This is a genomic window from Parendozoicomonas sp. Alg238-R29 (assembly GCF_947331445.1).
In the GTDB taxonomy this organism is placed as follows: Bacteria; Pseudomonadota; Gammaproteobacteria; order Pseudomonadales; family Endozoicomonadaceae; genus Sansalvadorimonas.
On record NZ_CAMZOG010000078.1, the window covers coordinates 1 to 21,148 of the forward strand.

The following is a 21,148-nucleotide window of genomic DNA, read 5'->3' on the forward strand; positions in this document are numbered from 1 at the left end:
AAATATAACCATATGTCGGAATTCGCTTCGCTCATCCCGACCTACGATACGGGGCAAAGGTGAATGTAGGTCGGACTGAGCAAAGCGATGTCCGACACTTATTCGAGTTGGGGGCGTTATTACCGAGATGAAATGGACAAATATAACCATATGTCGGAATTCGCTTCGCTCATCCCGACCTACGATATGGGCAAAGGTGAATGCAGGTCGGACTGAGCAAAGCGATGTCCGACACGCCAACCCCATATTTCAATCATCCAACTATGGCTGCAAATCCCGAACACTCGCCTTACAAAACTCCAGTTTCAAATTTTCGTAGGTATGCACTGCCGGGAACTGGGGAAACTCCTCAATCACATTCTCCGGCGCTTTAAACAAAATACCGGCCTCGGCTTCTGACAACATGGAGGTGTCATTATAAGAATCTCCCGCTGCAATCACCCGATAGTTCAAACTATGAAAAGCTTTTACTGAGCAGCGCTTAGGATCTGGCTGACGAATCTTATAATCTTTTACGCGTCCGCCCTCACCTATTTCCAATGTATGGCAGAGAAGTGTCGGGAAACCCAATTGGCGCATGAATGGCTGTGCAAACTCATAGAAAGTGTCGGAGAGGATCACCACCTGAAAGTTCTCTCTCAACCAGTCTATGAATGTTCTGGCCCCAGACATGGGGGACATTTCTGCTATAACAGACTGAATTTCACGGATGCCCAAACCATGCTGGTCGAGAATCGACAACCGCATTTTCATCAGCTCGTCGTAATCAGGAATATCCCTGGTGGTGGCTTTCAGTTCTTCAATTCCGGTCTGCTCGGCAAAACGAATCCAGATTTCTGGAATCAGAACACCCTCCAGATCAAGACATGCAATTTCCACTATCGCTCTCCGCTGCTTTTGGCTTTATTTTTATAGGTATTTATACGGCGCCACTCTATATCTGCAGACAGGCTTATGCAATTGGAGCAATTATATTTTTATGCTTCTTTGTTATTACCCTGAGCAACCAGTACACGGGTACAATGTTGTTCCATCAAGGTTGTTCCATCAAGTTCCATCAAACTTATAAAAACAGGGCAGGCTTTTGTTATGACATCTCCCGCTAAAATCACTATGGTCAAAAAAATAATGGCGGATGGCAGCCCCTGCGCCAAATGCGGGCAGGTTATGGGGAAGCTGGAAAGCTCAGGTCACATCAAAAGCATTGATCGGATTATTGAAGCCCGGGAAGACGACCCGAACAGTGAAGGGATGCAGCTCTCTTCCCTGCTCGGGGTAGATAAGGCACCCTTTTTTGTGGTGGAACGGGAAGACCAGCAACCGGAAGTTTTTACAATTTACTTCAAACTGGTAAAAGAGGTTTTGGACGCTTAATACAGCATAAGATGATGCCGGACCAAATGAGCCCGGCATCATCAACAAACCCTAGCAATAACTCTCAAACGGATTATCTGCAGGAAGAACGACTTCCTTCCCATTCAGAATAACTTTCTCTTTGCTTATACTGATCTCTTCCGGAGCAATGACACCTTCGCCAAAGTTATAAACGGGCTCATCATTACCGGCTTGCTTAACGGCTTCTGCTTCTTCCTGCTGGGCGGAAACACTTTCATTTCTGCGTTCCCACGCTGCCAGAGCATCCTTGCCATGTCGGCGGCTCAACATTTCACGGGTTTTATGGGGGGCAATAACCGTTGCCGTAGCATTGTTGCCACCAAAACCTTTGGCATTCAGCAGCGTTAGATCCATAGATCCAACGCCAGCCTCCAGATGCTCAGTGAGCAGGTTCAGGTTCTGGTTATGAACATCATCAGCCAGTACACCGCCAATACTCTTAATACCGGGAACGACTCCGTACTTCCAGGCTCCCAGAGTAGAAGCCATCTGGTCTGCCGCAGCTGCTGCCAGAGAGTGGCCGACGTAACTTTTCACAGCCGATACGGCCCAGTTATCAATACCAAAAGCTTCTGCTACATCATTCAAAATGACGGACTCAGTGACCCGGTTCTGGGCAGTACCTGTACCGTGAGCCTGAACAAAGGAACGTTGTTGCAGAGCTTCATCACCAAGAATATTGCGGCCAAGTGCTGCGGCTCGGGCAACAGTCAGGTAATTGCCGGCACCTGGACTGGATATGGATTTCTTTGGTCCATCTGCATTAATGAATACGCCAGCGACAGAGCCAAGAATTTCAGCGCCTACCTCTAATGCCAGTTCATCATCCATGAGCACAAAGAACTGAGCGGATTCTGCCAGCGTAAAGCCACAGTTTTCACCAAATGGGCGGCAGGCCCGGCGATAATCCGGTTCCTGACTGTCCGCCAAACCTTCCAAAGCCCGCAAAGCCTTATCAGAAGCCAGCGCCCCCATGGTGGCGTAACCTTCAATTACTTCTGAAGTAATAGGCGCTTCACTGTTACCCACCAGAGCCACACGTGTACGGCCACTTTGAATATCTTCGACGGCATGACGCAGGTTATACAGGAAAGTAGCACAGGCGCCCATACTGGTTCCGGTTGTACCCAGGCTGCCCAGCACATAAGCATTAATAAAGTCCGCTGGCATTTCCGCAAAGCCTAGAGGCAGCTGTTTGGAGGTGACCCGCTTACCTTTCAAGCGAGCCTGCATCAAGCCACCGTTACCATTCTGATCCAGCTGACTCATGCTGCTGCCGGCATATACAGACACTTGTTCTGGAGATACAAGCTTGTCCAGCACGTTCCAGTCAACGCCCATTGAGCTGAGGGCATCGGACGCGCCGTAGATGGTCATGGCCAATCCGCGAGGATGGTTGCGGGAGGCATAGAGTTTTTCAGGGTGCAAACCCGTGGGAAGCTGCCCTGCAGCATGGACAGGCAGGCTGAAAGATTCCGGAACCAGCAAAGGCTGACCTTCTGGAATGACTACTTTGACAAGAGCTTTGTCTTCGGTAGCTGTCACCTGCCAGCTGGTTGGTACAGGTGTCGGGAGCTGCTTGCGGGACAACAGCATTTCACTGCGGCCTTTGGTGGTCATGGCTTTGTGACGAGTTACCGCATCCGCATCAAACAGTGTGCCGTCCAGTTTACGAATTAATGTGGCATTGAGAAGTGCTGCGCGATCTTCAACAGCAATCCCCGTCAGCCGGGACAAACTGTTCAGGGTGGCCATCGCCTCCCCACTCTCCAGAATCTCTATAACCATACGGCGATAAGCGTGAAAGCCAGAAGTTCGGCCTGCGGGACCAATACCACCTTGGGCAACAATCAGAGGCAAACGTAGCGGGTGTCGGGACATGCAAAACCTCGACCAGTTATAAGTTTCAGAAATATGACAAGAAGTGTATGCCTTCGTCATTGTGTATGAGTGAATATTTTAGCCATATAATTAGACTAAATAGTCAATTGCTGATTTTTGTAACTTTTTGTGGATACCCGGTTATGTCGGTTTACCTATTGGCCTTAAATGGCATGATTGCCACCAGCCTCACTCTGCCTTTGGAAATGCTGAATGCCGCCCGGCATATGCACAGAGCCACCCGCCAGAAAGAGAAAGTACCGAGGCTATATATTGTTGGGGAGAGCCTTGAGCCGGTCACAACCACTGGAGGGCTGAAACTTCTCCCTGACTGCGAATACCGCGACCTACCTCAAGCTGATATTATTTTCATCCCTTCGTTCTGGCGGAACCCTGCTCCTCTTCCCAATCAATGGCCGACAATCTCCACATGGATTAAGGCACAACATGCCGGTGGAGCAAGGCTTTGCGCGACCGGTACCGGTGTTTTTCTTCTGGCAGGAACGGGGTTGCTTGATGGTAAACCAGCCACTACCCATTGGTTCTACCTGGAGCTTCTCAACAAAATGTTTCCGGAAACACTGTTGAAACGTAATCATCTGATTACCCAGGCCGGGAGGGTTTATTGTGCGGGAAGCGTGAACTCTATTGCCGACCTGACCATTCACCTTATTGAATCTCTTTTTGGGCAAGGCATTTCCGCCCGTGTGGAGCAACAGTTTTCTCCTGAGATACGCAGACGCTACAGCGATCTTTTCTATTCATTTGAATCCAGTGCCCCTCATCCCGATGAAGCCGTTGTTCTGGTACAACAATGGCTCCATGAGCATCAACAGCGCCAGATTTCAATGATTGAAGTGGCTGATCTGTTTTCTATGAGTCAACGAACGTTGAACCGCCGGTTTCGGGAGGCTACGGGAATGACACCGACTGAATGGCTAACACGATTACGGGTAGAAAGCGCCCGGGATCTCCTCAACAGTACGAATCTTGAGATTGGTGATATTGCCTTACGATGCGGTTTTACCGATCCCGGTTATTTTAACCGGGTGTTCCGGAAACATATGGAAACAACCCCGGGGCAGTATCGAATCAGTGTGCGAGGCAAGCTATTCAGTCCCTGACTATACTGCCGCTCCTTTAGTTCTGGGTTCTGGGGGTTCTATGGTTAAAACAGCTTTTCGGGCGGTTGGGTTCGGGATAACAGCCTTAGTCTTTGTTCCTTGTGGAGGAATCGCTTCATCGGCCTATGGTGAGGACGCAAATCCAACATCCGAACTGCGTTTAATCGAAAATCTGCCTGAAATAAAGCTGGTTGATAAATACAAGGTTGATTATACCCCTGTTACCAAAGAGTCCATTTTCAGAGAAGTTGAAGACATTTCCGACGAACTGGCTGAGCTCGAAAGTCAGGGAGAAATCAGCCAGACATTGGCTTTGGGAGCTTATACCGCTCTTGGGGTAATAGCCGTCGGGGTGGCGAACAACCTGTTCCTTGCTCATTTTTACCCACGTACTAATGACTGGCCCAGAATTATTCCCTTGAGAAGGGCAAATTCTGCCTATATACGAGCGGTTGTCAGCGGGATAGTCACCTATATATTGCCAGCCGCCATATCCGGGGGCGTTAACGCATTAATTGCCCGCTCCGGAAGTCTGCCTATCATCCAAAGTCATGAATTTGGACGCGTCTTTATGGCTGAAGAAGCGTTTATGCTTGCTCCTGTCACACTCTCGCTTTTGTATACCTACCTGAAAAACGGTGCACTTCCTGATCATGTACCAGCAGGGTTGAGTCCACAGTTAGGCATGCCTATAAATATTTTTCTCGGCTCAGCTATGCTGGCTGCCTACAATCTTGTGTACACACGTTTCCAGCGGGGATACACCTACCACCAACTCAAGTTAAAGCTTCATTCACTGAACAGGCAGTTCAAATCTCTCGAAGCTTCAGAGCTATGAGTATACAGAACCACACACAGCTCTTACTCACATTTGCAAGTTTTACACCCAGAACGCAAGTTTTGCACCCAGAAAAGTTGGGCAGAAAACAAGGTTGCTGGAAGCGGCCAGACACCTGCTGGAATATCGGTAACTATCGACGATAACGGCAAGGTATATTCTGCCGGTATGAAACGGCTTAATCAGGGAGAAAAGCTTGAGGTTCGTGACTATATTGGTTTTCTCTGATTGGGCGCTCCCAGATATGGAAACGCCTTCCTGCAAAATCATGCCCCCTAAACAAAGTATAAATGTGCACTCTTTTTGCTGAAGTCATACTCACTACCGTCATCGAAGTGAACTTTAAAATCGGTGCCGGTTTCGGACAGAACCTTGCCCGACCCAAATATCGAGTGATTGACTTCTGTTTTTTGCCAGGGCAGGGATAATTCGGTGTGAATAGCTTTTGCCTTATCGCTCCAGATAAATTTCAACCCAGGACTCACTGAAGCAGCATAACTTTCGACGACATCTGACTTCGGAAAATCCAAAGGCATGTCAGAATTATTCTTGGGATTCTGATGAAAAAATTCACCTACCTGGCAAGAAAGTTTATCCCGCAGTTCTCCAATAAAGCGGCTGGGTATTTTATCGACAGCTTGTGTTGGCCGACTATCAGGATTAGGAGTAGTCACTAGATAAAGCTCTTCTTTAGCGCGAGTCATAGCCACATAAAACAGCCTGCGCTCTGCTTCAATGCCACTTTCCCCCAAAGGTTCATCACCAACACTGCATGGCAGCTGCCGGTCAATCAGCCCAGGGAGAATAACAACTGGCCATTCCAAACCTTTGGCTTTATGCATGCTGGTTAACAGCAGGGCATTTTCCCGGGTGCGTTTCTTTTTATTAGCGTTTTGCTGCCGCTTCTCTCGGAGGTCATCAAAAAACCCACAAGCGACTTTAGCATCATGCTGTGTTGAGGCCAGATAACGAATAAAACTGTCCATGGCCAACAGTTGTTCTTCGGCTCGATCACGATCAAGTGCTGATTCCAGAATCCAGGGTTTTAGCTCCACGCCCATAATATAACGACCCAGAATTTTTGCCGCTGATAATTGTCCTTGCTCTACACGCAGCAACATCCGACCGCGTTCCAGCAGGCGATTTTTTTGAAAATCACTGATATCCGGCAGATAACCTTCAGCCTGTTTCATCACCCAGCGACCGTAATTCTGTTCCTGTTCAGAGAATGATCGGCAGAATGTTTTCAACCAGGCATCGCGAATACCCACATGAGGGAAACGTAACAACTGCCAGAAACGCTGATAACGGGCTTCTGCAGGCATAGCCTGATAACGCCCGGCCGCCAACTCCAGCAGGTAGAGTAGAAACTGAATTTCCTGTCGGTCAAAGGCACCCTTCTCAGCTTCGCTGATAAAAGGAATACCCGTTTCCAGCAGAGTCAGTTCCAGAGTAACCGCCTGACTCCATAGTCGTACCAAAACAGTAATATCTGTAAGTGGTCGCCCATTTGCCACAAGCGTGGTCAGGTGCTCAGCCAACCAGCGGGCATGATCATTTTTCTCAACCCGTTCAACCTGCGTTGGAGGTGTAGAAGCGTGGGCAATACAAAGTGTGTCTCCCCTGCCTTGATTCCGAGTAATCAAGTGGTCGGCAACTAAAGCTAATCTGTGGCCATAGCGGAAGGTATAGCTCAATGAATAGTGAACCGGCTCGGTAAAATCTTCGGCAAAGGTTTTCAGAATGTACTCTGGCCGTGCTCCCCGGAATTCATAAATAGTCTGGTCAGGATCACCCACCACCATCACCTGTGCACGACGCCCGGCAATTATCTTCAGCAAAGTATGTTGTACTTCATTGGTATCCTGATACTCATCCACCAGCATCAGGTCCATTTTATTGGTTACACGCTGAACCAGTTCTGGTTGGCGCAGCATCAGCATGACTGGCTGATAAAGCATATCCGCATAAGTGATCAGGCACTGTTCCAGTCGCCAGGATTCAAAGGCGTGATAACCTTCCAGCAAAAGCTTTTTTCGGTTGTCGTATTCATATTCTTCAAACACCAGCTCTGGTGTGCGGGTTGTGCTCTTAACCAGATCAATAAACCCGGTTAACTCACTGACCCAGCTGCTTTTATTGGCTTTGAGCGAATCCTGCATACCACCGGGCGCGACCCGCTGTAATATTTTCCAACACTCAAAATCCATCCGAGGGCCAGATAGAGGGTCGCCTGTCCAGCGAGGCAGCAAACCCTCTTTGGCAAAAAATTGATACAACCGTAAACCCATTGAGTGATAAGTGCGGATATCGGGCATGGTCAGGTTAGAGTGGGAGGAACGTGTAAGCTTGCGTTGGAAATCTTCACGGGCACTGCGATTAAACATAAGAACCAGCATGCGGGTCGGGTCCTGCCCTCGCTCCAGCTGTCTGAGAACATGGGCTACCAGCGTACTGGTTTTTCCGCTGCCTGCGACTGCGGTCACAATGGCGTGACTTCCACAGTGTTCGATGACGGACAGTTGTTCATCAGTCCAGTTTTTTTCAGAAGCGTTCAAAAGACAAACCACAAGACAGTACGAGTAAGAAGACCGGTAGACTAACGACACAGGCCCTCGGTTTCCAGCACGCAGTTTTCTCTCTTTACTTTGCCTGTGTCTTTTAACAGGTCGATGTTTCCCATCTCTTTATTGGTGAAACGTTCTGACAATGCGCCGTATATTTGACGTTGTCTCTGTTTTCGCACCGATAATTTTTTCAATAAACGTCAGTGCCGAGCCAGATAATGACTCAGGAATCGTTGCGGCAGACGTGATTCTTAAAGGAACAAGCGCAGAGAAAACATGTCCACCCAGCCCTGTATGCTCACTTGCAAAAGCGAAGCCATCGGCAGATCAAAAGAACAACAAGAAAGCGCCAGCCACATCAACTCATTAGCCGGGTTCGGCCACTGGCTCAGGTTGAGTGGTGGAACGTTTTGATTCAGGAACCTCCAGGCCACAACCACCAAGAACCAGTTTCACTATGGTTTCCGTGGCTTTATCCAGTTCTTTTTGAGATAAGGCGCTACGGTTGAGCATATAAAGAACCTGAGCCTCATAATCCACATAATGCTGAGTCATACTCCAGATCATAAACAGCAGGTGTCGGGGGTCAATGGGGTTCATGCGCCCCTGATCAATCCAGCCCTGGATAACAGTGACTCGCTTTTCCAACCACTGGCGTGCCTCCCCTTTAAACCGGTCGTTGAGTATATTGGCGCCATGAAGTATTTCACCGGTAAACACTCGGGCCGCATCCGGGTTTCGATTGGAAAACCTTATTTTATCCCGAATATATCCAACCAGTGATTCGGCAGGGTCATCATCGACACTGACATGATCAAAACTGACATTCCAACCCATCACAATATTGTCGAGCACAGCTTCGTAAAGTGCGAGCTTGCTGGGATAGTAATACAGGATATTGGCTTTTGGCAGGCCTGAACGCTCAGCGATGGCCTGAAGAGATGATCCTTTGTAACCGTTACGGGCAAATTCAAATTCAGCAGATTGTAGAATTTTTCTCTGGTTATTGACCCGAATCTGCCCAGTTTGGGGCGCAGTTACTTTTGTCATTATTATGCGGTACTTTCATTACAGACATTTCATACTAAAGGGAGCATGACCGCTTTTCCAGCATCATAATGGCTTTTCCTGAAAGGCTCTTATAGTATCCGCTTGTTTAAATAAGAACCTCTCAATCAGACGTGCCAGCCCTATGACTACAAAGTCCAAACCATCAGAAACCCCTGAGAAAGCCGTTGTTATCTATTCGGGCGGTATGGACTCGTTTACCGTGTTACATAAAGCACGTCTGCAAGGATATGAGTTGTATGCCCTCTCGTTTAACTATGGTCAGCGCCATAGTAAAGAACTGGAGTATGCTGCCAGGGTCTGTGAAGAGCTGAATATTCCCCATAAAGTGGTTGATATCACTGCCATCAACGAGTTAGTCGGTGGCTCTGCGTTGACGTCTGACGATATTGCTGTGCCAGAGGGGCACTACGAAGAAGACAATATGAAGGCAACGGTTGTGCCAAACCGGAATATGATTCTTCTGTCTCTGGCCACTGGTTACGCTCTTTCACTTGGAGCCGGAAAGGTTTTTTATGGCGCCCACTCTGGCGATCATACTATTTACCCTGACTGTCGCCCCGAGTTTGTTGATGCAGTGAATGAAGTTACAAAAATCTGCGACTGGCAGCCGGTCACTATTGAAGCGCCTTATCTGTATTCCAGTAAAATTGAAATTTTGACAGACGGGCTAGCTATGGGGCTGGATTACGGCAAAACCTGGACTTGCTATAACGGCCGGGACAAAGCCTGCGGAAAATGTGGTTCCTGTGCAGAGAGGCTTGAAGCCTTTGAGCACAACAAATCTGTAGACCCCCTTGAGTACGAAGAAGCGGAACCCGCCTGATGTACAGCGTAAAAGAAATTTTTTACACCCTGCAGGGAGAAGGCGCTAATGTTGGCCGCCCTGCGGTGTTTTGCCGTTTCAGTGGCTGTAATCTCTGGAGCGGACTGGAAAAAGATCGGGCATCATCTATTTGTACTTTTTGCGACACTGATTTTCGTGGCACTGATGGTGAAGGCGGCGGCAAATTTAAAACCGGCGAAGATCTAGCCGCCGCAGTTTGGGAAAAATGGCCGAACAACCGTGAAGATTCTGCCTGTCGCCCTCTTGTCGTCTGCACTGGTGGTGAACCGTTGTTACAACTGGACGATGCGGCCATCAAAGCTTTGCATAACTGCGGGTTTGAAATTGCTATTGAGACCAATGGAACAAAGCCTATTCCAGAAGGTATTGACTGGAGTGTTGTCAGTCCGAAAGGAACAGCAGAAGTTGTTGTGAAAGAGTGTGATGAACTGAAACTGGTTTACCCTCAGCCTGAGGCCATGCCAGAGAAGTTTGCGCATATTAAGGCCAGTCATTACTACCTGAGCCCAATGGCTGATCCTCACAGGGACAGTGCAGATTCTCTTTACAGAGACAAACTGACCCGGGAAGTGATTGATTATTGCCTTAACTACCCACGCTGGCGACTAAATCTGCAAACCCACAAAATTGTAAATATTGCCTGAACCTGTATTCAGGCTTTAGTCAGTGTACCCGTATAGATCATGGATAGCGACAGGCGCACCACTGTCGCTCTCCTGATCACATAATATATCCTCGCTAGAAGTATCAGCCTCATCAGACGTGTCAGAGAACATATTACTACTATCACTATCACTGTCGCTGTCCGTGGTGTTTGCCACTGGCTCCAACTCTTGTTCCTTTAATTTCAGCAGGATGCTTCTGTAGTTTTCATACTGTTTTTGACGTTTATTGTTTTCAAGCCCTTCTTCATTTTCCTGCCCTGGCAACCCTTTGGTCTGATCAATGTTCATATCTTTGACCTTTCTTCTAAAGGCTCTTTGAATGGCATCGATGGATGCATCCATGTTTACACCAAGCGCTTCCGCTGCCTCTTTCCCCAATTTTTCAAACTCTTCATCCTCTGTTGTTTTGTCTGCATTTTCGTCTGAGTGAGCCCGCTGAAACAGTAAATAACTGATCATGCTATCAAACATATCTTTGGTTTTGCTGCCGAACTTATTTCCAACATCCGCAGACAGACGCTTTATGTCTTCACTGCCTGTTTCCCTCAATCTCTGAATATTCGCCGTTATAGCGTCCGATCTTATCGATACGCTTTCATCGTTGACATACTGTTCAAATACATCATCAATTTTATCTTTTGTTGTCTGGTCTTCTGTACTCAATAAATATTTCTGGGGTATAGCGCGCTTAATACTTTCTGATATTCTTACAATCCCTTCTCGATAAGCCATGGTTGCCTCCATTACGTTCTTATTAAGTTTCAGGCAATTTAGAACCAGATCCGTATCCAAAGTCGTAAAATCATGTATGCTTTCGAAAAGTGTTCGATGTGCACGCGAATAACCACCGATAGCTTCCCTGAAGAAGACTTTTTCAGGGGGGCGCCATGGGATATCTGCCCCTCCGACTCCCCTTCTTACCAAAGCTCGACAGCCAGAGCCGTCTTGGCTCAAAGATTTTCTATCAGTAGAACTCTCACCATCAGTGATCGCCTTTAATCTTTCGGTGTCTTCTAAGGCTCCCCCCCCATAAATCCCCCTCCTACTCCCCCCTTTTGCGTTAATCATTTCCCAAACTGTGACAGCATCACCTTCTTTTCTGGCTCGCTTAAGGCGTGCTTCATCAAACACAGCACCATCGGCTTTCAGTTCTTTGACCCTGCATTCTGCATATTCCCAAGCAGCCTTTCTTTTAGGAAGTACAGGATCCAGGGTTTTATCGACTTTCTTTTTTATTTTTTTTGATATTCTGGGACGTTTGGGAAGCTTAGCGGTATCCCCTTTTCTTCGTTTCCATACAAATTTGGTACTGCGGCTCCCACTGCTTTTACTGTGACGACCAGAACCTGTTGTAGAAGTTGTTGTAGAAGTTGTAGAATCCGCAACAAAACTTTGTTGAGATCCGTCAGTAATGGCCAGTGTTGGTTTGAAATCGACAGCGGGTTGGTGTTTCAATTTCCGTTCGGGCATCCCTTTATTAAATAGCCTTACAGCCTTTTTCAGCTTTTGTTCGTTGTTATAATCAAGCCTTCTGAACTGTTCTTCTATCTCTTTTCTTATCGTTTCGATACCTGCTTCTACTTCTGACATGCTTCGTTCGAAGTCATCTTTTACAGAATCCATCTGTCGATAGACATCTTCCAGTGTCGTACCAAGTGGAAGAATAACCGGTTCAGGCTTGGAAGGAGGAGTAAGATCATGAAGCAAGGCCTGTTTTACATCTTTGCTTGGAACCTCATTAACTATTCGCTGGTACAGAAGAGGACATGTTTTCCTTATGCACTGGCTCATTCTTTGAAACATTTCCCTGTCGCCAACTTCATCGGTGGTATCTGTTGCTGCAGCCTCCCCGGACGAAAGCTTTTGCTTCTTTTTAGCCTCTCCCTCCACTATGCAGCACTCTCTGGAAAAAATGTCATCCATCACACTTTTAGTAGAGCCTCCCAGAGCCGCAATCTTATCGGAATAGGTAACACCGGGTATTGCGACTTCCGCTTGCCTGAGATCAAGGGGCGGCCTCAACAGGCTATCAGAACTTAACCTTGTCCTGGTTTTTCTATTCCCAGAGTTACGACTGTCCTGGACAGCAGAGAATGCTTCTGGCTGTAGAATTTCTGTTGTAAGACTTCGTCTTTGAACCATGGTGATAACAATCCAGGAATCATTAATACCCTTTGACTCGAAAACGTGACAGTGGTTGTCTGAATAACAGGCTTGTTAGCAGAAGCTGACTACACTGCTTAAAATGTCTGCATCCAAATTTCAGCAGGCAACGTAAACCAGATAAATGTACTCAGCCGGAGTTTACCCCCCATGGGAATGGAATTTCTCAATCAGGACTTTGTCCGATTTATAACCGCAACCCTGCAAATACTGGCCTCTCTGTTTATTTTCGTGATGGGTGTTGGCATAGCCGCGATTCTGGTTATGTATGTGGTTGATAAAAGCCAGACCCAGCAAACCATTCGCCGCAACTACCCGGTTATTGGCCGGTTCCGGTACTTCTTTGAACATATTGGCGAATTTTTCCGGCAGTATTTCTTTGCCAGTGACCGGGAAGAACTCCCTTTCAACCGTGCCCAGCGATCATGGGTTTATCGGGCGGCCAAAGGCGTTGATAGCACTGTGGCGTTTGGCTCCACCAAACCGATAAAGGATCGAGGCTCTATCCTGTTTTTGAACTGCCCCTATCCAACCCTGGCTGAAGATGCTCTGGATATAGACAGTGTTGTTATTGGGCCACACAGCAGTACCCCCTATCGCCCCGGGTCTTTGTTTAATATTTCCGGAATGAGTTACGGGGCACTGTCTGGCCCAGCTATTCAGGCTTTATCAAAAGGAGCCAAAGTGGCTAACTGCTGGTACAACACTGGTGAAGGTGGTCTTTCTGATCATCATCTCAAAGGTGGCTGCGATATTGTGTTTCAAATTGGTACAGCCAAGTATGGTGTGCGCGACCAGGAAGGAAACCTCTCAGATGAGCGCCTGAAAGAAGTGGCCAGCCACCCCCAGGTAAGAATGTTTGAAATTAAACTGAGCCAGGGAGCAAAACCGGGGAAAGGCGGTATTCTTCCGGGCAATAAGGTCACGGAAGAAATTAGCCGTATTCGCCTGATTCCTGTTGGCAAAGACTCTATCAGCCCTAACCGTCATCCAGAGATTAACTCCACCAGCGATCTGCTGAATATGATTGATCGGGTACGTACCGTTACCGGCAAGCCGTGTGGCATCAAATTTGTGCTGGGTGCTACTAACTGGCTGGATGACCTCTGTAAGGAAATACATAAACGTGGCATGGATTCAGCACCTGACTTCGTCACCATAGATAGTTGTGATGGTGGAACCGGAGCAGCGCCAATGGCACTTATGGATGATGTTGGCCTGCCTTTACGAGAAAGCCTGCCTTATGTTCATGACCGGTTTATGCAGCATGGCCTTAGAGACCGGATTCGTATAATTTGTTCTGGCAAAATGATCAACCCAACAGATGTTGCCTGGGCTCTGTGCATGGGGGCAGATTTTGTAGTGTCTGCCCGTGGATTTATGTTGGCTCTGGGCTGCATACAAGCGCTTCAGTGCAACAAAAACACCTGCCCAACCGGTATTACCACCCATAACAAACAACTTCAGCGCGGGCTGGTACCCAAAGATAAAGCCAAACGAGTTGCAAGTTATCACGACAATCTTGTCCATGATGTGGAGTTGATCAGTCATTCCTGCGGCGTGAAAGAGCCTCGCAGGCTCAGACGTTATCATGCCCGTCAGGTTATGGAGAATGGTTTGTCCGTTTCTTTGGATGAGCTTTATCCCTATCCGGAAGTGGGCGCAGTAAAATAGAATCGAGAGTGAATGCGATCCAGTTAAACCATTAAGAATGTAATTGGATCGTTTTCTACAAAACAATCGTATTATTCGCCCCTTTCTTGAACGCCCCCGAGTACAGCCTGTAACAGCTTAAAATTTCAGAGTCCTGCTGTCTGGTCCGCCGAAGACTCATCCATTCAAAAATGGCGGCCTGAAGAACTTGTCACATTCCCCTCTATTGCTGACAATGGGTGAGCACTTCCCCGCCACCGGATATCGGAGAATCCGTTGCTCACCCTGTATCATTCCAACAGTCTGTATGATTTGAAAGAGATGCTGGTCAAACTGATCAGCCTTGATCCTCTCAGCAACCCTCTTGAAGCAGAGCAAATTCTTGTGCAAAGCCCGGGGATGGCGCGCTGGCTGCAACTGGAAATTGCTGACGCTTTTGGTATCGCCGCCAGTATAGATTTTCCTCTCCCGGCTACATTTTTGTGGAATATGTTTGTCAGTGTTCTGGACGATGTCCCCGAACGTTCCGCTTTTGCCAAAGAGAGCCTGACCTGGAAGTTAATGGGTCTGCTTCCCCAGTGGCTCAACGATCCACGCTTTACCACATTACAACGCTATACCGAAAACGACGCTGACTGTGTAAGGCGTTACCAGCTAGCTGGAAAAATCGCTGATATTTACGACCAGTATCTGGTTTATCGCCCGGAATGGATTTCAGAATGGGAAGCCGGCAATGATTTATCTGAGTTGACTGAAGGTCAGGAATGGCAACCTGTGTTATGGCGGGCCTTGGTGGAGCGCACCAAAGAACTTGGACAATCTCATTGGCATCGAGCCAATATGCATACAGCTTTTTCCCAAACATTAATCCAAGATAACCCTTCAGGAAAGCTCCCTAAACGATTGTTTGTATTTGGAATTTCTGCACTTCCACCAGGTTATGTCGATGCCCTGCATGCACTGGGGCAACGGTGTGAAGTTCATTTGATGATAACCAACCCCTGTCGTTATTACTGGGGTGATATCCGTGATGCCCGCTATCTGGCAAAGATCAAAACCGAACGTTTCCGTGAAGGCATGAAGCCCGATACTCCTGAATCATTGGACGACACTGGCAACCCCCTGTTGGCTTCTATGGGTAAACTGGGTCGGGATTATCTCTATCAGCTTCAGGAGCTGGCCAGTGGTGATAATCCCATTAATGAAATCGATTCCTTTGAAGATATTGAGCAGGATTCACTGCTTCACTGCATTCAGCACGATATTCTCGAGCTAGAAGATCGCTCCGGTCGTAATACCGTTGTTAAGGCAAACGACACATCTCTCACATTCCATGGCTGTCACAGCCCTCTGCGGGAAGTGGAAGTTCTCCATGACCAACTACTTCAGTTATTTAACGCTGATGCGTCGCTGACACCTCGGGACATTATTGTCATGGTGCCAGATATCGACAGCTATTCGCCTTTCCTGCAGGCGGTGTTCGGCAGTGCTGCTGATCAACGTTATATTCCTTTTGCACTTTCGGATCGCAGTGCCAGCCAGGAGCATCCCGTGCTTGCTGCCTTCCATAAATTGCTGACTCTGGATCAAACACGGGCCAGCGGCCCAGAGCTGATTGAGTTACTGGAAGTAAAAGCCTTGCAGTCTCGCTACAGCCTTGATGCTAACAATCTGACCACTCTCAGCCAATGGATTGAAGATGCCGGCATTCGCTGGGGCTTGAATCAGTCGCACCAATCACACTTTGATATTCCCTCACGTCAGGAAAACACCTGGCTGTTTGGCTTGCGCCGTATGCTGCTGGGTTATGCCATGCCCCAGGGGATGGGGCTGTATAACGACATTTTGCCCACCGACCTTGTTCAAGGTATGGAAGCCGAGCTTGCCGGTCATCTGGCTGACTTTATTGAAAACTGTGAATGGTTGCTGGCTGAGCTTGCACAATCGCGAACGGCAGATAGTTGGACTATTTTCCTGAACCAGCTGCTTGAACGCTTTTTCACGCCAGATGAAGACGATGAGCAGGCATTGCAAAGTATCCGTTCGGCACTGGAGAGTTTCCGTCAGCAACTCCGCGATTCCCGGTTTGAAGAGGCACTGCCACGAGCGGTAATGGTGGACTGGTTGCAGGAGCATCTTGGTAATACACGAAACAGTCAGCGCTTTCTTGCCGGACAGGTGAATATCTGTACCTTGATGCCTATGCGCTCTATTCCTTTCCGGGTGGTGTGTTTGCTGGGAATGAACGACAGCGCTTATCCGCGCACTTTGCCGCCTATGGGCTTTGACCTGATGGCTCGCAGCCCTCGAAAAGGTGACCGTTCCCGCCGTGAAGATGATCGTTATCTGTTTCTCGAAGCTTTGTTGTCGGCCAAGGAAACGCTCTATATCAGCTATGTCAGCCGTAATATTCGTGACAACAGTGAAAAATTCCCTTCTGTGCTGGTGTCCGAACTGCAAAACTTGATTGCTGAGAGTTTCATTACCGGTGACGATCAATCTCTTATAGATACGCTGACTTACCAGCACAGTTTGCAGGCTTTTAGCGTTTCAAACTTTTTAGCCGATAATCCGAACCGCAGTTTTGCCAAAGAATGGCTACCCGCAGCTCAAAGAGCTGGAGATATAGCTCAGCCATTTTATGAGCAACCACTGGAACCTTTGCCAGTACCGGATAACAAAGACACTCTGGATCTGCCCTTGGCTCAGCTTATTGCCTTCTGGAACAACCCCAGTCAGGCATTCTGCCAGCAACGGTTAAAAGTATTTTTCGACGATAATGACGATCCAGCAGAAACCCGCGAGCCCTTTGCCCTCAGTGGCTTAACCGGATGGCAGTTAAAAGACTCGCTGGTTCATAAGTATTTGTCTGGAGCCAGTGAGCAGGAGTTTCGCCACCATGCCCGTGCAGCAGGCACACTTCCCCATGGCAGCTTTGGGGAACTGGCCATTGACGACTTGTGTGAAGAGGCTGCCAGCCTGGCGGAACGGGTATCTCCCTGGATAACAGGAATCTCCAGAGGTATTGAGGTAAACCAGTTTCTGAACGACAGTCGTTTAACGGGCTGGCTCGATACGATTTACCCCCATGGTCAGGTATTCTGGCGTACCGGAAAACTCCATGACAAACACCGTTTCAGTGCCTGGATACAACATCTCAGCTATTGTGCATCAGGCTTGCCGGGGCACAGCATTTATATTACAGCTGAGACACAGTTCCGACTCACGCCAGTCGATCCAGAAATCGCATTGTCACATCTTTCCTATCTTGAGCGTTTGCTTCGTGAAGGGTTAACTCGCCCTCTGCCCTTTTTCCAGAGAACAGCCTGGGCCTGGATTAATGAAGCTGTCGATGATATTGCTATTTCCGAATCTGAAGATGATCTGGAAAAAGCGCTTAAAAAGGCCACTGATGCTTTTTATGGCACAGGCTTTGGGGCAGCCGGTGAAGGCACAGATCCCTATATACAGCGCTGCTGGCCTGAATTAGAGCCGGTTTATCCTGAAATGATCAGCTTGGCCCATTCGCTTTTGTTGCCACTCTTTACTCATTTGAAACCATTGGAGAAGGGGGAGCAGCCATGAGCGATTCTCACACTCAGACGCTTGATCCGCTCACTCTTCCCCTTCATGGGCATTGCCTGATTGAAGCGAGTGCCGGAACCGGAAAAACCTGGACTATTGCCGCGCTGTATCTACGTTTTCTTCTAGGGCATGGGCGCCCCCAAGGTTCTGAGCCGCTCACAGTTGATCAAATTCTAGTGGTAACATTTACCGAGGCCGCGACTGAAGAACTCAGGGACAGAGTCCGTGCCAGGATTCATGAGGCCCGGCAGGCTTTTATTTCTGGTAAAGCGGGTGATCCGTTACTGAAAGAACTGCTCAAGGATCTCAGCGATCATCCTCAGCAGGCTGATCGTTTGCTCGCTGCGGAAAGGCAGATGGATGAAGCCGCCATTTTTACTATTCACGGCTTTTGCCAGCGCATGCTTAAGCAGCATGCTTTTGAGAGTGGCACACTGTTCACCAGTGAGCTGATGGAAGATCAGTCAGAACTGATGGCAGATACTATTGCCGATTTCTGGCGCAGAACCATGTACCCCCTCAATAAGGAACTGGCTGAACTCGCCCGTGGTTGTTGGAAAACTCCTGCCGCACTGGAAAGCGAACTCCACCAATGGTTAAGCCACCATGGTTTACAGATTGATGAACGCCATATTCCCCAATCTCTTGATGCGCTTCAGCCATTGATTGATGAAATCCGCCGGGCAAAACAACTGTGGCGAGAACAACATGATCTGATTGCGTTTGAACTGGGCAAGGTTCTGAAAAAGAACAGTAAACCCTGGAAACGACTGGCTGGCATGGACAACTTCGCCCGCAGTTTGTCTTTGTCCCCCTACTTCCAGAAAGAAGTGAATTGGCAATATTACACCCCGTCAGCACTTGCGAAGGCCTGCAACAAAGGTAAGGATATTCCTGATCTGGACGTTTTCCGCTGTATTGAATCCATCGTCGAAAATAATATTGAGTTGGCATCAGCCTTCCGAACACTGATGCTGCGGGACGCATTGGAAGATGTTAAGAGCCACATGATTCAGCGCCGAACTGAACTGCGGAAAATGTCTTTTGATGATCTGCTTATCAAGCTTGATGACGCCCTCGAAAGCACTGGCGGCAGTCAGCTGGCCGAGCAAATACGGGGGACATTTAAGGTGGCCCTGATTGATGAATTTCAGGATACCGATAGTATTCAGTACCGTATCTTCAACAATCTCTACCCGATTGATGCTGAAGCGAGTTCCCATGGGTTGTTTCTGATTGGAGACCCTAAGCAAGCCATTTATGCCTTCCGTGGGGCGGATATTTTCACCTATATCCAGGCTCGCAGACAGATAAACCGGCGCTATACCCTGCCTCGCAACTGGCGTTCGTCAACGTCTATGATCAGTGCCACAAACCATCTGTTTGAACAGGCAGAATCTCCGTTTATTTACGACAGCGATATTCCCTTTCTTTCCGTCGATGCTTCCCCTGATGCTGGCAGCCGGGGACTGTTTGTTGATGGTCACCCTCAATCCGCTATGCAACTCTGGCATCTGGATAATGGGGCCTATGCTGTTGGCAAGGGTGATTATGAAGAGGCTATGACCCAGTCCACAGCCAACGAGATTAATCGTTTGCTGACCTTAGCTAAAGAAGGCCGTTGCCAAACTAGCAGTAGCAAGGGGAAGAAAGATCTGGTTCCGGGTGATATTGCCATTCTGGTGCGCACAGGCACCCAGGCAGAGAAAATCCGGCAGGCTCTGGTTGAACAAAACATTGCCAGTGTTTATCTCAGTGACCGCAGTTCGGTGTTTGATGCTCCCGAGGCCCGTGATTTAACCCGTATTCTTGCGGCCTGCCTGGAACCGGCCAATGAGCGCAACCTTCGAGCCGCAATGGCGACACCATTGCTCGCCCTTCAGGCAACAACCCTTGATGAACTCAATAATAATGAGCTTCACTGGGAAGCCGCCGTAGACGAATTTACGGGTTATCACGAACAATGGCTTCGCCGTGGCATTCTGCCCATGTTGCGCACCCTGATCGCTAAACGAAACCTCGCAGAAAACCTGCTGACCGGAGTCAATGGTGAACGACGCCTGACAGATTTACTTCACCTCGGCGAACTGCTGGCTGCGGCGGCACGGGAAAAGGATACTCCCCACGCTCTGTTGCGTTGGTTGCAGGAGCAAATCATCAGCCCGAACCAGAATGCCAAAGAACAGCAACTTCATCTGGAAAGTGAGCAGCATTTGGTACGTGTTGTGACCATCCATAAATCCAAAGGTTTGGAATACGGCGTAGTATTTCTTCCCTTTGCCTGTACATGGCGACCACAGGAGCAAGGGATTTACCACGACGATGAGCAAAAGGTGATTGCGGATCTCAGCGCTCAACCTGAAACTGTTGAAAAGGCTGATAAAGAACGCCTGGCCGAAGACCTTCGTCTTCTTTATGTTGCCCTTACCCGCTCAGTTCATGCTTGCTATCTCGGTGTTGCTCCAATAAAACTACGAGCCAGAAAAGATACAGAAACAACAGACCTCAACAAAACTGCTCTCGGACACCTGTTGTTTAACGGGCAGGTTATTACACCCGCAGCATTAACAGAGTCACTCAAAATACTGGAAGATCACTGCCCGGCAATCACTGTTTCACCTCTGGCAGAATCCTGTAATGAATCTTACATGCCGCCAGAGCAGCCTGAACCAAAACTTTCAGCACAAACATTTAGAGGCTTGATTTCCAACGATTGGTGGATGACCAGCTACTCGGCACTGTCACGCAATGCAGAGCATCGTTATAGCCCAATAGCCGATACCCCTGATGCGACCCATGAGCAGCCGGGCCTTGATCTGGAAGTACAGGGTCAGCAAAGCGATATTAACTTGGGAGAACGTCCACCGTTTTCATCTTTGTTTGATTTCCCCCGGGGAGCCCGGCCCGGTACATTCCTCCATGAAATTTTTGAGCGAGTCGCTTTTGAAAACCCTGAGTCAGACGCCATTGAAGCCATGATTCGTGAACAGCTTCTTATCAATGGTCTGGAAGAGGAGTGGCTGCCAGTGCTGCAGGATATGGTCAACAACACTCTTAATGCCTCGATAAATAACCACAGCCAGAGTTTCCGTTTGAATGAACTGGAAACCGGCAGCTATAAAGCCGAGTTGGAGTTTAATCTTTCTCTTGGTGTACTTCAGGCTGACCAGTTAAATCAATTGCTACAAGCATCCAGCGACCCACTGGCCGCTAAAGCTGGAAACTTGACCTTCCAGAGAGTACAGGGGCTATTGAAAGGTTTTATTGATTTAACCTTCCAGCATAATGGACAGTGGTATGTACTGGACTGGAAATCCAACTGGCTCGGTGATTCCACCAGTGCTTACACCCGAGAAGCGATG

General features: G+C 48.3%; 15 protein-coding genes. 10 read left to right on the forward strand and 5 right to left on the reverse strand.

The genetic code is table 11. From position 1 onward, the window contains the following. Positions 1 to 261: 261 nt before the first annotated feature. A complete protein-coding gene (thrH, locus tag QMA35_RS16850; protein WP_281648318.1) occupies positions 262 to 879 on the reverse strand; it encodes a bifunctional phosphoserine phosphatase/homoserine phosphotransferase ThrH in 618 nt (205 codons plus the stop codon). A 210-nt stretch (positions 880 to 1,089) separates the two neighbouring features. On the opposite strand from thrH, the gene QMA35_RS16855 reads away from it, so the two are divergent. Next, positions 1,090 to 1,374: a hypothetical protein gene (locus QMA35_RS16855; protein WP_281648319.1), complete on the forward strand. Its 285-nt coding sequence runs from the start codon at positions 1,090 to 1,092 to the stop codon at positions 1,372 to 1,374. 51 nt (positions 1,375 to 1,425) lie between these two features. On the opposite strand, the gene QMA35_RS16860 is transcribed toward QMA35_RS16855, so the two are convergent. After that, the gene (locus QMA35_RS16860) at positions 1,426 to 3,276 is read right to left on the reverse strand and encodes a beta-ketoacyl synthase (protein WP_281648320.1); all 1,851 of its coding nucleotides are present in this window, start codon (positions 3,274 to 3,276) and stop codon (positions 1,426 to 1,428) included. Between the two features lie 143 nt (positions 3,277 to 3,419). On the opposite strand from QMA35_RS16860, the gene QMA35_RS16865 reads away from it, so the two are divergent. Genes QMA35_RS16865 through QMA35_RS16875 form a run of 3 tightly spaced genes read left to right on the forward strand, consistent with a single transcriptional unit; the run spans position 3,420 to position 5,466 of the window. Then, on the forward strand, positions 3,420 to 4,400 hold the full coding sequence (locus QMA35_RS16865; RefSeq protein WP_281648321.1) for a helix-turn-helix domain-containing protein: 981 nt from the start codon (positions 3,420 to 3,422) through the stop codon (positions 4,398 to 4,400). 40 nt (positions 4,401 to 4,440) lie between these two features. Then, positions 4,441 to 5,238 (forward strand): hypothetical protein, encoded by a 798-nt coding sequence (locus QMA35_RS16870; protein ID WP_281648322.1) that lies wholly within the window; start codon positions 4,441 to 4,443, stop codon positions 5,236 to 5,238. A 33-nt stretch (positions 5,239 to 5,271) separates the two neighbouring features. Then, positions 5,272 to 5,466 carry a hypothetical protein gene (locus QMA35_RS16875; protein WP_281648323.1) on the forward strand — a complete coding sequence of 65 codons (195 nt, stop codon included), beginning with the start codon at positions 5,272 to 5,274 and terminating at the stop codon, positions 5,464 to 5,466. Between the two features lie 47 nt (positions 5,467 to 5,513). Here QMA35_RS16875 and QMA35_RS16880 read toward each other — a convergent pair whose 3' ends face one another. Continuing rightward, positions 5,514 to 7,796: an ATP-dependent helicase gene (locus QMA35_RS16880; protein WP_281648324.1), complete on the reverse strand. Its 2,283-nt coding sequence runs from the start codon at positions 7,794 to 7,796 to the stop codon at positions 5,514 to 5,516. A gap of 375 nt (positions 7,797 to 8,171) precedes the next feature. Then, entirely contained in the window at positions 8,172 to 8,855 is a 684-nt protein-coding gene (locus QMA35_RS16885) for a TetR/AcrR family transcriptional regulator (protein ID WP_281648325.1), read from the reverse strand. Between the two features lie 142 nt (positions 8,856 to 8,997). Between QMA35_RS16885 and queC the strand changes: the two genes are divergently transcribed. Then, entirely contained in the window at positions 8,998 to 9,699 is a 702-nt protein-coding gene (gene queC / locus QMA35_RS16890; RefSeq protein WP_281648326.1) for a 7-cyano-7-deazaguanine synthase QueC, read from the forward strand. Beyond that, positions 9,699 to 10,364 (forward strand): 7-carboxy-7-deazaguanine synthase, encoded by a 666-nt coding sequence (gene queE / locus QMA35_RS16895; RefSeq protein ID WP_281648327.1) that lies wholly within the window; start codon positions 9,699 to 9,701, stop codon positions 10,362 to 10,364. The genes queC and queE overlap by 1 nt, the downstream gene beginning before the upstream one ends. A 15-nt stretch (positions 10,365 to 10,379) precedes the next feature. On the opposite strand, the gene QMA35_RS16900 is transcribed toward queE, so the two are convergent. Continuing rightward, positions 10,380 to 12,008, reverse strand: coding sequence for a hypothetical protein (locus QMA35_RS16900; protein ID WP_281648328.1), 1,629 nt, complete (start codon positions 12,006 to 12,008; stop codon positions 10,380 to 10,382). A gap of 75 nt (positions 12,009 to 12,083) precedes the next feature. Here QMA35_RS16900 and QMA35_RS16905 point away from each other — a divergent pair, with 75 nt between their 5' ends. From QMA35_RS16905 to recB, 4 genes are all read left to right on the forward strand, one after another. Then, entirely contained in the window at positions 12,084 to 12,425 is a 342-nt protein-coding gene (locus QMA35_RS16905) for a hypothetical protein (RefSeq protein ID WP_281648329.1), read from the forward strand. 279 nt (positions 12,426 to 12,704) lie between these two features. Beyond that, on the forward strand, positions 12,705 to 14,222 hold the full coding sequence (locus QMA35_RS16910) for an FMN-binding glutamate synthase family protein (protein ID WP_281648332.1): 1,518 nt from the start codon (positions 12,705 to 12,707) through the stop codon (positions 14,220 to 14,222). A gap of 255 nt (positions 14,223 to 14,477) precedes the next feature. After that, entirely contained in the window at positions 14,478 to 17,786 is a 3,309-nt protein-coding gene (gene recC / locus QMA35_RS16915) for an exodeoxyribonuclease V subunit gamma (protein ID WP_281648330.1), read from the forward strand. Then, positions 17,783 to 21,148: exodeoxyribonuclease V subunit beta (gene recB, locus QMA35_RS16920; RefSeq protein WP_281648331.1), on the forward strand; the 3,366-nt coding region annotated here is incomplete at its 3' end. The genes recC and recB, both read left to right, overlap by 4 nt.